Raw genomic sequence first — 13,139 nt, 5'->3', positions numbered from 1 at the left:
CTGCTGCGAGGCGGGCGTAGGTGTCGCCGCAGCGCAGGTGGGCCAGGACGAGCAGGGCCTGCCGGCCACAGGTGAGGCGACGCCACCGGGAGCCAGTCCGACGGCGGTGACCTGCGAGGAGACCGGAGAGGTGTTGCAGGACGCGGCTGGACAGATCGATACCGGACGGGTAGACAAGCACGCGAATGCTCCTGGCGGACTGGTGATCTTGGTCGTGAACCCGTCTACCAGGAGCTTTCTTCATGCCCGCCGTCGGGGTCACCCGTCCAACCACCCGGCAGGTTGGAATCGGCTCACTGTCGATGAGGGCTCGATCGCGCTCCTGCCAAATTTCGACAACGCACTTCTCGACCTATGGCAGGGCCGAGGCAGGGTAACTAGCCCACTACTTGCGCATACACCTCATCGTACAGATCCGGAGACATGGAAAACATGCCCTGGGAATTCACGAAGTAGGCCCCACTCTCGAAACAGCGATTGAAGAAAGTCACCATCTGTTCGATCGTCGAGAACTCGATCTCAGTTGGTTCACCGAGCAGGACCCCCGCAACCACGGCTTCCTCACCAGGAGACCAGACAGCCGCGTAGATGTCACCGCTACCACTTCCCAGGAGTGGCACCCAGTGATCCCCTAGCACCGAATCCCCTCTATAGGAGCCCATCATACGAACACCCTCTTCGATAGAGAGCGGACTATATCCGGGGATTACGTTGACATTGTCCTGGATCTGACCTCGAGCGCTGGCAACTCCATTACACCAGTGAAACCACCGGGCAACCGCGTTCGGAATGGGCTCACCAAGAACCGATGAAACGTGATCTGCTTCCGTTCCCGGCACCATCCACGCCAATACTGGCCTGTTCAGAGCCTCAAGATGGCCACCGAGACGCTCCAGCTCATTCTCCAGCATTCTCACCAAGCCTCCTAACGCACGTAGTAAGGATCACCGTTGTTCACCCCGTTATCACGAAGGAATGGCCACAAGGAATCTCGTCCATGCGTAGTGTTCTGAGTGCGGTTGATCAACCTCGTAGTCGCGCCAGCGCCACCCTGGGCCGTTGAGGCGAAAGGATATTCTTCCCAAGACAACAGCCCTCCATTCACGTCGGTCCCCAAACTATCAGGGCGTGGCAATCCCGCTTGCGCAGCGTTACGGTTCGACCTGATGTTGGCCCGACCGGTAAGGCGGTTCACAATCGGACTATTCCCATTGGCGATCGCGTCGTCGAAATTACTGGCAACATCCGGAAATCTTGCCCTGTCAATCGTATGGACCGGCATGGCAGTGGCTTCACCTGCGGAGTCGACCGTGAATATCCGTGGAGCGCCACATCCGCACGGCTTTCCGGCCGAGTTGTAACCAGTGCCACAGTTGTGAACCAGTACTGGAGTTTCCCCCGCCAGCACATAGTACGTGTGGAGGCCGTCGATGCTGAGGTCGTACGTGGTGCGACTTGCGGTGTATGCCTTGGTTGGGGCAAACCTCAGAACATCTCTGTCCCGTAGTCGGCGATAGCGCCAGGACCACACCACGGGGTTGCCGTGCTCATCAGTCGATACTGGAAGACTCAGCGCCCGTACACAGTTCCGACAGCAGGACGGGTGCCGCGCCATGCAGCACCTGTCCTCTGAGGTTGTCGTCACCTACAACTGCCGAAGTTCCCGAAGGTCCATCCGTCAGCGGAGTCCTTATCTACTGAACTGCATTCAGCCGCCGTCGCCGCCGAATTCAACGGCCGAGCACGCAAATCGCTCGGCTGGGGACCCCAGCCGAGCGTTTGCATAAACTACTCGCCGCCCAGCACAACCGATCGCCCGCCGCGACGATCTCTGAAAACAACCCCTTGCCGGACGGGGCTGCTTCAGTTCAGCGCGCCACTAGAGTTCCCAGTTGCGGAGAGCGAGCGATGTCACGGGGCACCCCTTTTACGCGTCTCCCAACTGACGCAACAGCTGCCACCACTGATCAGATTCCGTGGAACCCGTGATGCGCAGGTACCCCGGGCCGAGTCCGTACTCCGACACAAACTCGGCAAGACTGTCCGCCACTCGCTCGAATCGACGGCTCGCCCACCAGGAAGTCAGCATGTCGGGGTAGGTCCAGATCGAGCCATCTCGGCGATTGGCCAGCACAGGATTCTCGTTGACCTTCCCGACGACGAACCAGTTGCCTGGATCTTCGGGAACTTCGACCATGCCCGGCGAAATCAACGCCTGTGACTTCTTGGCAAACTTCCTGTCGAGGATCACCACTGACCCCATGATGGCTCCGTCGGCAGCCAGCAAGAAGTCCAGGTACTCCTCCGGAGCATCCAATTCCGGCCGCCGGGAGACGCCCGCCGGGACAGAATTGAAGATACTCCACTCCTCGCTGGAGTCGATGGCTTCACGAACCCTCGCGAGGGTCTGCCTGAACTCATCTGTAATCATTGGGGCCCCTGAATGTTGACAGATATGGGCGAATAGTCCGGCAGACGCATGATCTGCTGTCTAATCTGCCTACCTATGACTTGGTTGGTGGTGGCATCAAGCATATGGAGATTGCTCCGGATGTCGGGGCCGCCCAGCTGGAGTTCCCAGACATGATCCGGGTTCATGTCTCCGAAAATTCTCCTACGGGCCGCCGCAACGAATTCCGGGTTCTTGCCGTTGAACTGAGCGTAAACCCTCTTGAAGAAGTCTTGCTTGTAACCCTTCTCAATGCCGGCTCTCGCCGGAAGCGGATTGGGCGCCTTGACAAGCTTTCCTTCGTCGCCGAGTTGCTTGAGTGCGTCCGCCTTGAGCTTGAATTGAGACTTAGGCATTCCCGGCTCCCAGCTCACCGTGATGCTGGTCGGGCATACTTCGTTGTCATTGTGGACGAGCACCGGGACGCCGCCTGCCGCAACATAGTACGTGTGGAGGCCGTCGATGCTGAGGTCGTATGTCGTGCGATGTGCGGTGTAGGCCTTGGCGTCGAGCACCACGGTGGGTCCGCCGGAGGCGTTCTGGAGTTTCTGTCCGGCCTTGAGGTCGGCGGCCTGGGTCCAGGCGTCCTTCGTGGACTCGTAGAACTGGTGGTGCTGGGTGGTCTGGATCGTCTTCGGGCCCGACTTGGTGGCGACGACGACGTCGACGTAGTCGCGGTCGGTCTTGGTGACGATGACCGCCTTGACCTTGTGCTTCTCCTTCTTCTTCTTGCCGGGCTCGGCAGTCAGGACGTAGTCCCCGACCTTGACCTCGGAGATCGGCTTCGTCGTGGCGTTCGCCAGCAGCACCGGTGTCGTGCCGGTGAAGCTGTGCGGCGTGCAGCCCTTCCGGCCGAACCTGCTGGCCGCCGCACCGAACACGCCGCCCGTGACCGCACCCACCGCGGTGGCCTTCGCCGCGCCGCTGGCGCTGCAGCCTTCCTCGCTGGTCACGCACGAGACGCCGTAGCCGACCGCGCCTTCCGCCGCGCCGCCCGCCGCGCCCATCGCCGCGCCGTTCAGTGCCTTTCCGCCGACACCGCCGAGCAGCCGGCCCACCGCACCGGAGGCCGCACCGCCCGCCGCGCCGCCGAGCGCGCCGGTGGCCGCGCCCACACCGACCGCCAGGGCGAAGCCGCCCAGCGTCTTGGGGCCGTCACTCATCGCGTAGCCGACCGCGTTCGCCGCCGCGCCCGCCAGGGCACCGCAACCGATCACGCCGACGCCACCGGTCGCAGCTGTGCAACCCGCGAAGACCACGATCCCCGTGGCCACCGACGCGATCGTCGAGGCATGCTGCTTCACGAAGTTCGCGGTCGCCTTCGCTGCCTTCTTGACAGCTCTGCCGACCTTCTTGGCGGCCTTCACCACCTTCTTCGCCACATGGGCGGCGGCCTTGGCCACCTTCCTCACGGTCTTCTTGACCTGCTTGACGACCTTGTGCGCGTATTTCTTGACGCGCTTATACGTGCGTTTGACGTATCTCTTGACCTTCTTGACGCTGTCGGCCACGTAATGCACGGCCTTGCGAATGGTCCGCGTCGCCTTCTTGACGACCTGCTTGGCCGCCTTCTTCACCTTCTTCGCGGCGGCCTTGACCTTCTTCGCGACCGTCTTTACGGCCTTCTTGGTCTTCTTCCAGGCCGACTTGGCGACCTTCTTGACCTTCTTCTTGACCTTCTTGATGGCCTTGTCGATGAAGCTCGGCCAGTGACCGGTCGGGTCGGTGGCCGTCATCGGGTTCTGGTTCGCGTACGCGTATCGGTTCGCGGACACCGACGCCGGCAGCGGGTTGAGGCCCACCGTGTCCCGGCTGTTGAACTGGCCGGTCTCCGGCGAGTACCAGCGCGCCGCCATGTTCACCTTGGCGGTCTCCGGGTCCGTCCACCCCGACTGGTAACCGAGATGCCCCAGCATCCCCGTCGACTCCGACACCTTGCCGAACGGTGTGTACGCCGACGAACCGCTCAGCGTCTCCCCGCCCGCGGTGAACTGACCCACCACGTCGTCATGGATGTCGGTCAGCGCCAGCACCGACGAGACAGCGGACTTGACCCCCACCAACGAACCGTCGACATTCCGGCTGTACATCGCGGTGCCGTCGGATGCGACGTCATTGCCCGCCCCGCTGTACGCGAAGTCGTACACCGCACCGCCCTGGGCGTCCGTCGCCTTCAGCGTCCGGTCCAGACCGTCGTACGTGTACGTCCTCTCACCCTCGTTGATCACCCGGTTGAAGGCATCCGCCTTCAACGACGTCTGCACACCCGCCTCGTCCGTGACCGAACTCATCGTGCCGCGAGCCGTGTACCGGTACGTACTCTGCCCGTCCGACGTGAGCCGGTTACGGGCGTCGTACGTATAGGTGTCACCACCCACACGCGTCCGGTTGCCCGACGCGTCGTAGCCGTACTGCTCAGTCGCCGTCCCGTTGTTCCAGGACGTCAGACGGTTCGCCCAGTCATAGGTGTAGGTGTTGGTGCCCGCACCGGCCAGACCCGTCGTCGTCTTCGACGTCTCGTTGCCGTTGAGGTCGTAGCCGTAGGAGATCGACGACAGAGACTTGCCGCTCGGAGACGTCAGCCTGTCGGTCGACAGCTGCCCCAACGCGTCGTACGAGAACGTCCGCTGCGACTTGGAAGCCCCGTAGTCGATCGACGTGACATTGGACTCGATGTCGTAGCCGTACGTCATCGCCGCACCGGTGGCACCATCAGCGACCGTCTTCAGCCGGCCGGCGGTGTCGTAGCCGTACGTCGACGTGCCCGACGCGTCCTTGCGCGAGGTCATCGCCCCGTCGCCGTTGTAGGCGAAGGACGAGCTCCCGGACGGGCCGTTGGCCGACAACAGCAGGCCGCGGTCGTCGTAGGAGAAGGTGTCCTTCTCCTCACCCGCCCCCGCCACCGCGGTGACCTGGTCGTCTTCGTCGTAGGCGTAGGTGTGGTCGACCGTCTCGGCCTCCGCGCCCTTGCCGTGCTGACGGATCAGCCGGCCCCGGTCGTCGTACTCGTTGCTCGTGACCACACCGCCGGGCGAACGCTGCTCCTTCGGACGCCCGAGGGAGTCGTAGACCATGGTGAAGGTGCGGTCGGCGAGATCGGGGTGCGCCGGTGTGGACGGCTCGATCTCGGACTCCGGCATCCCCCACGCGTTGTACGTCGTGAGGAAGGCGTTGCCCCGGCCGTCCGTGAAGCGCGTCCGGTTGCCCGCCGCGTCGTATCCGAAGGTGGTCGTGATCGACTCGGTCGCCGATACCGGCTGCGCCGCCTTGGTGATCACCCCCGTCGCATCGGTGGTGAGCGTGACCGTGTGTCCCCGGTAGTCGGTCACCGAGGTCGGGTTGCCGACGCGGTCGTAGGTGGAACTGCTGGTGCGCAGCACCTTGCCCGTCGGGTCCAGGTCGCTGGTGGAGACCAGCTGCCCGAAGCCGTCGTAGGTGTTCTTCGTACTGCTGCCGTCCGGGTCGACCGAGGTGAGCGGCTGCCCGTCCATGTCGTACGTGAACCGGCTGGTCGAACCCGCGCCGTCGGTCACCTCGGTGGTCTCACCGAGTGCGTTGTACTTGTAGGACTCGCTGACGCCGGTCGGACTGACCGTCCGGGACAGTTCGCCGCCGGGAGCCTTGTACTCGTTGATGGACGTGTACGCCCGCTCGGTGGGCTGGCGCACGATGTCCGTGTCCGTCAGCGGCCGCCCGAGGTAGTCCCAGGTGGTCTCCTGACGGGCGCCGCCCGGCCGCACGGCCGAAAGCTGGTCACCGTTGGGGGTGTACGCGTACTTCGTCGTCGCCCCTCCCGGCTCCCGGACCGAGGCCAGGTCGCCGAGCTGGGTGTAGGTGTACTCGGTGCGCTTGCCCAGCGGGTCGACCTCCGCGGTGACCTGGCCGAGCTTGTTGTACTCGTTCCAGGCCGTGGCGGTGATGGGAGCGGTGGCTCCCGGCGGGGTGTAGTCCGGCATCGTCGTCGAGGACTCCTGGCCCTCGGCGTCGTATGCCGTCACGGTCACGTTGCCGAGCGGGTCGGAGGTTTCCGTGTCCTCGCCGAAGGTGTTGTACCCGGTCATCGACACCGGCCGGATCGCGACCGGCTTGCCGCCCGCGGACTCGCTGTCGACGGTGGGCTCGGTGACACTCGTCTGCTGGCCGGCCTCGTCGTAGCCGTAGTCGGTGGTGTCCCCGTTCTCATCGGTCATCGACAGCGGCAGACCGCGCTGGTCGAGCTTCCAGGTGGAGGTGCGGACCGAACTGCCCGCGGCCGGCAGCGTGCCGCCCTTGACCGCGGAGACCTGCGCCGCGGTCAGCGCCTCGCTGTAGACCTGGATGTCGCTGAGCGAGCCGTTGGTGTACTCGCCGTACTTGCCACCGGCCAGTCGGCGTCCGATCTGCAGCGGGCCCGTCGCGTCCCACGGAGTCCCGAACGCGGTGGAGGTACCGGCCTGCGTGCCGTTGACGTACAGCCTGATCTGGCCGGCGTCCTTGTCGTACACCCCGGTCAGATGTGTCCAGGTACCGGTGGTGACGGCGGCGGTGCCGGAAGTGGCCCGTGCGAGGACAGGCGTCGCGGAGTCGGCACTGAGCCGGTTGAACGTCCAGCCGTATGCCGTGGAGTAGTACAGCTGGAAGGCGCTGCCGATCTCACCGTCCTGTGCGACGAACGTGCTGTTGGCCGCCGTGGAGTTCAGCTTGACCCAGGCCGAGACGGTGAAGGAGCCGCCGGTGTTGACCGCGGCTTGCTTCGTCTGGCCGTAGGCGCTGGACGTGCCGTTGAAGACCGCCGCGCCGCCGTGCTCCGTGGAGCGGGTGACCGCGCTGCCCAGGCTGACTGTGGCGTTGCCGCCGGAGGAGTCGGCAGCCGTCGCCCCACTCGTCTCCGAGAGCTTCCAGCGGCCGACCGGGGCGGTGGTGCCGTCGTGGAGCGTGGAGCCGGTGACATTGCCCAGGTCGTCGTAGAGGGTGTCAGCGGTACTGGTACGGCCGTTGGCCGGGTCGAGGTCCGTCTCGGACACGACGTTGTCGTCCGGGTCGTAATCAACCTTGGTGGTGCGGGCGAGCCCGCCCGGGTCCATCACCGCCGACGTGGTGCGGTCGGCGGCGTCCACTGCGAGAGTGCTGGTGGTCTGGCCGTCGTTGGTGACCTGCTTGATCAGGTTCCCGGCCGCGTCGTAGGTGTTGGCCTCCTCGGTGAAGGAGGCGCCGGTCTGCGGGTCCTTGCGCACCACCGTGGCCGCGAGGCCGTCATCGGTGTAGGTGTACGCGGTGACCCAGCCCATCGCGTCGGTGATCGACGCAAGGCGGCCGGCCGGGTCGTAGGCGCGGGACTCCTGCACCAGGGTGGTCGGGGCCGAGGGGTTGTTCGGGTCGCCGGTGTACCCCAGCAGGTTGGTGGTGAGTGGCCGGCCCTCGCCGTCGAAGGTGTAGGTGTTGACGTTGCCGGCGGGGTCGGTCTCCTTGACCTTGTTGCCGTAGCCGTCGTACTCGAACGAGGTGGTGTCGCCGCCCGGGTCGGTGCGCGAAGCCATCCGGTTGTACGCGTCGTACGTGATCGACGTGGTGCGCGAGGCGTCGCCGCCGGTCAGGTCGGAGACGCTCTGGGTGAGGACGTTGCCGTCCGGGTCGTACTCCGTGGTGGTCCGCGCCGTGTGCACGGCCCCGGTGACCCGGTTGGTGACGGGCGGGTCGGTCTCGGTGAGGACCTGGTCGTCCTTGTCGTACGTGAGGGTCGTGGTCATGCCGCCCGGCTGGGCGTCCGAGACCTCGGTCCTGGTCAGCGTGCGGCCGAGGTTGTCGTACGTGCTGGACTTCTTGGCCCCGTTGGCATCCGTCACCGAAGCGAGGTCGCCGTTGGCGAAGTAGGCGTAGGTGGTCCGTCGGCCGCCCGGCGTGACCACTTCGGACACCAGGCCCGCCGGCGCCGTCGCGGTGCCGCCCTCCGCCGGGGTGGTGGCAGTGGTGTACGCGGTGGAAGCGGTCCTGCCCTTCGGGTGGCCCGGTACCGGAGGCGTCGTCACGGACGTGACGTTGCCTGCGGTGTCATAGGCGTAGCTGGTGAGATAGGTGTTGTCGGTCGGTCCGGAGGAACGGCCGTCGCGCTCGGTGAGCAGAAGGTCGTTGCGCGGGTCCATGGGCGGGAACGCCGTGGTCGCGTCCGGGTAGTAGGTGTAGTAGTCGGTGGCGCACTTGTCCGCCGCCGTGTCCTGGCACATGGTCTGGGAGACGGTGTTGCCGCGGATGTCGTGCCCGGTGATGGACCGGTTGCCGTTGGCGTCCGTCACCGTGTGCAGGAAGCCCGCGGTGTCGTAGCCGTACGTGGTCCGCTTGCCGTTGGTGTCGATCGCGGCCAGCAGACGGTTGCCCATCTCCGCGTCGTACACATAGGTCAGCGTCCGGTTCCCGGGGTCGGTGAGCTTCACCGTCCGCACCGGGGCTACACCCGCGGACGCCTTGTACGCGGACCAGTGCTGCTCGACCTGGTCCTCGGTGAGACCGCTCGCGTGCACGGCGACCTCGGCGATGGAGCCGGTGAAGTAGCTGGTGTCGGCGGGTGCGCTGATCCAGCCCTTGGCGAAGCCCGCACCGACGTAGGTGTGGGTGTTGGCCTGGTCGTTGGGCGCCCCCGTGACGTCGGCCTGCTTGACACCGTCGACGTACAGCGTCTGCGTGGTGCCGATGGCGGAGAGGACCGCGTGGTGCCAGGCGTTGTTGTCGACCTTGCTCTTGGAGCCGAAGTCCGTGCCGGCCGTTCCCGCACCGTTGTACCAGTGGCCGCGCAGCTTGCCGTCGGCCGCCACGTACAGGACCGGGCTGTAGTTCCCGCCCGGACCGGCCGGGTCGGTCAGGGACCGGGACTGGTCGGCCACCAGCACACCGGGTTTGGCTGTCTTGAACCACAGTTCGACGCTGCGGTCTCCCTTGCCGTGCCAGGGGCCGTAGGGGATCTCCGCGTAGGAGCTGGTGCCGTTGAACTGCGCGGCCGTGACATCACCGGTGCCGAACGGTCCGGCGCCCCCCTGGGTCACATTGCTGTACGTGCCGAATCCGGTGTGGACCTCGTTGGCGGCCTGCGGCGCGCCCTGGGTGTCGTCGAGGCGCCAGTATCCCGCCGGGGCGGTCCCCATCACCGCGGAGCGGTAGACCTGGGACGAGCCGGTGACGGTGGCCGGGTTGAGCTTCCAGGTACCGCCGTCACCGTCGGTGGCCTGGGTGACCAGGTCGTCGGTGGTGCCGTAGACGACGGCTGCCTGCGTCTTGCCGTTCGGCGTGGTGATCTTGTTCAGCAGGCCGGCCGACCGCTTGGCCGCCTGGTACTGCGCGGTGATCACCGACGGGTCGAGCGCCTCCGTGTAGATTGCGACCTCGGCGAGCTGGCCGGCGTAGTGGCCCAGCTTGTCGTTGGCGTTCATGGCGGGCCAGCCGTCGGTGTTCACGCCCGCGCCGAAGGAGATGTAGGGCTGCTCCCAGTCGTTGATGGTGCCGGCCAGGCTGCCCTGCTTGGCACCGTCGAGGTAGAGCGTCTGGCTGTTGCCCACACCGGTCAGGGCGACGTTGTGCCACTGGCCGTCGTTGACGGTGGAGGTGGAGGTGGTCGTGGTCATGCAGCCCGGCGACATGGCGAGGCAACCGCGCAGCTTGCCGTCCGTACCGACGTACACCGCCGGGGTGTTCTTCTTCGTGTTCGCAACCGGGTCGGCGTCGCTGAGCGGCTTGTCGCCGTAGTAGAAGAGGACGCCGCCGGCCTGGGTGGTCTTGAACCAGAGGGAGACCGTGGTGTACGAGGGCGTGGCACCGGGGGCACTGGGTATCTCGACGTACGACGTGGTGCCGTTGAACGTGGCGGCCTTCTGCGTGGACCCGGCCAGGGGGCCGGTGCCGCCGAGGGTCACGTTGCGGTAGAGACCGTTGTACTTGCCCTGGTTCAGGTCGACCGTGTCGGCGGCGACGGTGCCGCTGGTCTCACCGAGACGCCAGTATGCGTACGGGTCCGCGTCGAGGACGGTGGTGCGGTAGTGGTTGCCGGTGGCGTACCCGTAGACCGTGCACTTGGCCGAGTCCTGCGGCGGGCAGACCTTGGTGAGCTGGTCGCCGGTGTAGCCGTACTGCCACTTCTGGACGGTACTCGCGTCGCCCGCCTTCGCGGGGTCGGTGGTCACGGTGTCGACATGGGCGGCGGTGGCGCCGGACGGCGTCTGCCAGGTGAGGGTCAGCGAACGGTTGGAGGTCGTGTTGCTGACCTTGGTCAGCTTGCCCGACGTGTACGTGAAGGTCTCCGCGCGGTTCGCGTAGTCCTTGATCGCGGATATCGCGAAGGTGCCGGCCCGGCCCGTCACTGACTGCTGGAAGCTGTAAGCCGTGAAGTCCTTGTCGGTCAGCACGTATCCGCCGCCCGAAGCGGCCGGTGCCAGCCGGGCGTACCGTCCCATCGGCGGGACGAAGGTGCCGTCGGCGTTCCGCCCGAACGCGACCTGCTCGCCACCGGGATAGGTGACGATCACGCTGGTGAGCGTCCCGGAGCCGTCCTTGACCTCGGCGGCCTTCATGTCCGCGACGGTCGCCCAGCCCGCGCCGAACGCACCGTCGGTACGCGGATCGCGGCTGTTGTACGAGCGCTCCACGGACAGCGACGGGCCGACGACCTCAACCTCCGCGTCGGTGTCCTCGGTGGTGTAGTTGGCGTCACTGGGGTCGAATTCGTGGCCGTCGGTGTTCTGCGACAGTCCCGAGGTCACGGGTGGCTGAGGTACGGCCGTGGCGAACCGGCTGGCCGAGTACATCACCGAGTCGTATCCGTCGGTGACGCTGACGTACCAGGCGTAGTTCTTGCTCCACTTGAGCTTGCCGGCGGGTATCTTCCAGCTGCTCTTGGAGATCATGCCGGAGGTGGCCACGGGGGTTTCGCTGTCGCTGTCGGCGTCGTACACCTCGAAGGCGTAGGTCAGCGTGGCCATCGGCCACTTGTCGGCATCGCTCGCGTAGACCAGCAGTTCCGGCTGGAGGGTGTTCGCCTGGTAGTTCTCCGGCGGGTACTGGGCGTTGATCTGCGGGGGCTTGTTGGCCGTGTAGGTCAGGTCCAGGGCGGGCCGGAAGCCGGACGTGGTGCTGTTGTCGGAGTGGAACTTCTTCCAGTGCAGCCCGTCGGTGGTCGGTGCGGTCAGTGCCAGGCCGTAGTTGGCGCTGCCGGTGGCGACGGAGTCGAACCAGTCGGTGGAGAGCTTCACCGGCATCTTCACCCCGACCTTCAGGTCGTTGGTGCCGCCTGCGTTATTGGTGCAGGAGGCGCCGGGGGCGACCGTGGCGGTGCCGATGGCGGCGCCGTACGCCGGGCCCGGGTAGGCGGTGACGCCGGACGGGGTCCAGGACTTGGTCACCGGGTGCACCGAGAACGGTTCGGCGGTGCAGGTCGCGGACCAGACCGCGTACACATTGAGGGTGGCGGCGCTGACCCGCTGGCCCTTCAGCGTGGTGCCCAGCGAAGAGAACTGGAGGAACGAGTTCGCCTTGTTGGTGCCGGAGTCGTAGGAGCCGACCTTGATCTGATTCTCGGTGGAGTGGTCACCACCGATGGTGTTCTGTGCGTACGTCGAGTTGCTCGCGGCGATGGTCGGGTCCACGGTGACGGGGTAGACCCGGGCGGGGTCGTCCAGCCAGTCGCGGTCGGCGGTCAGCCGCAGCGCGGGCTTGTCGTCGTCGATGGTGGTCAGCTCGTATGTCACGGCCCGGGACAGCGCGGCGTCACCGGAGCGCGGGTCGACCTTCGAGTCCTCCATGAAGGCGTGCGGAATGGTGGCGGTCACCTCCCCGTCCGCGTCGGTGAACTGAACACTTCCGTCGTCCGCGATGCGCGGAGTGAGCCCCTTGAGGTCCAGCGGGAACAGCCAGGAGTTCGGCGCGTCGGCCGAGCTCAGCACGAGGCGTTCCTTGAAACCCTCGGTGAGCGGAGAGAACAGCAGGTCGGTGTCCGGCAGGACCTCCGCGTACTTCGCCGTGGAGTCGGCATCGACGGTGGGGACGACTTGCCGCGCACCGCGGAGGGAGTACGCCAGGCTACGGCCCGCGCCGAAGTCGACGGAGGCGAGCTGCTGGTCGTCGGCGGCGGGGGCGAACTCGACATCGAGCGAGTTGGCGCGCTGTTGGAGCCGCCCGCCGTCGCCCACGGCCAGCGCGGTGTCGATCGGCTTCCAGGTGCCGTCGGCGGCCTTGAAGTTGGACCGGCTCGCATAGTGCCGGACCGTGGTCGAACCGTCCGCGTTGACGTAGAAGTCCGAGGTAGCGGTGGACTTCTTCGCGTTCCGCTTGCTGGTCTTCTGGTTGAAGCTCTTGGTGGTGCCGGTGGCCGGATCAGTGACCGCGGTATCGGACTTGCCCTTGTACCGCTGGTAGGAGTCGAGTTCGCCCTTGCCCTTGCCGGGGCGGTGGCCGACGGCACGCTTGCCGCGGGTCTGCGCCGCCGACGCGGTGTGGCTCTTCCCGCGGGCGGTACCTCCCTCCTGGTCAGGAGTCCTCAGAGGGGAGGTGTCCAGCCACTTCCGCAGGCCCGACAGGGACATGCTCGGCATGGAGAGCGCCGGCAGAGTTTCTCCCGCTGCCACGGCCGTCTCGGTCGTCAGCATGCAGGAGAACGAGACGAGCACGGCAAGTGCCGTGCCTCGCGCCCTGCGACGCCCGGCGGGCCCGGGCGGAAATAGTCGGGGTGATCGGC

Annotated in this window: 4 protein-coding genes and 1 pseudogene; all 5 read right to left on the bottom strand. The window is 66.1% G+C overall.

The genetic code is table 11. The annotated features are described in order from the left end of the window. A pseudogene (locus ACIOMQ_RS26600) lies at nucleotides 1–181 on the bottom strand (IS5/IS1182 family transposase); the annotation flags it as partial. 196 nt (nucleotides 182–377) lie between these two features. Then, a complete protein-coding gene (locus ACIOMQ_RS26595; protein ID WP_362212814.1) occupies nucleotides 378–911 on the bottom strand; it encodes a hypothetical protein in 534 nt (177 codons plus the stop codon). A gap of 14 nt (nucleotides 912–925) precedes the next feature. Beyond that, a complete protein-coding gene (locus ACIOMQ_RS26590; protein WP_402190652.1) occupies nucleotides 926–1,615 on the bottom strand; it encodes a NucA/NucB deoxyribonuclease domain-containing protein in 690 nt (229 codons plus the stop codon). 312 nt (nucleotides 1,616–1,927) lie between these two features. Beyond that, entirely contained in the window at nucleotides 1,928–2,431 is a 504-nt protein-coding gene (locus ACIOMQ_RS26585) for a hypothetical protein (RefSeq protein ID WP_402190649.1), read from the bottom strand. Next, a complete protein-coding gene (locus ACIOMQ_RS26580) occupies nucleotides 2,428–13,050 on the bottom strand; it encodes a LamG-like jellyroll fold domain-containing protein (RefSeq protein WP_402190647.1) in 10,623 nt (3,540 codons plus the stop codon). Before ACIOMQ_RS26580 ends, ACIOMQ_RS26585 begins: the two co-directional genes overlap by 4 nt. Nucleotides 13,051–13,139 lie beyond the last annotated feature (89 nt).

It is taken from the genome of Streptomyces sp. NPDC087845 (assembly GCF_044742755.1).
Taxonomy (GTDB): domain Bacteria; phylum Actinomycetota; class Actinomycetes; order Streptomycetales; family Streptomycetaceae; genus Streptomyces.
Note: the sequence above shows the minus strand (reverse complement) of the source record. Positions and strands in the feature narration are given on the sequence as shown.

Coding starts and splice junctions, on each gene's coding strand:
- ACIOMQ_RS26595 (WP_362212814.1), bottom strand. CDS start 911: ATGCTGGAGAATGAGCTGGAGCGTCTCGGTGGCCATCTTGAGGCTCTG.
- ACIOMQ_RS26590 (WP_402190652.1), bottom strand. CDS start 1,615: ATGGCGCGGCACCCGTCCTGCTGTCGGAACTGTGTACGGGCGCTGAGT.
- ACIOMQ_RS26585 (WP_402190649.1), bottom strand. CDS start 2,431: ATGATTACAGATGAGTTCAGGCAGACCCTCGCGAGGGTTCGTGAAGCC.
- ACIOMQ_RS26580 (WP_402190647.1), bottom strand. CDS start 13,050: ATGCTGACGACCGAGACGGCCGTGGCAGCGGGAGAAACTCTGCCGGCG.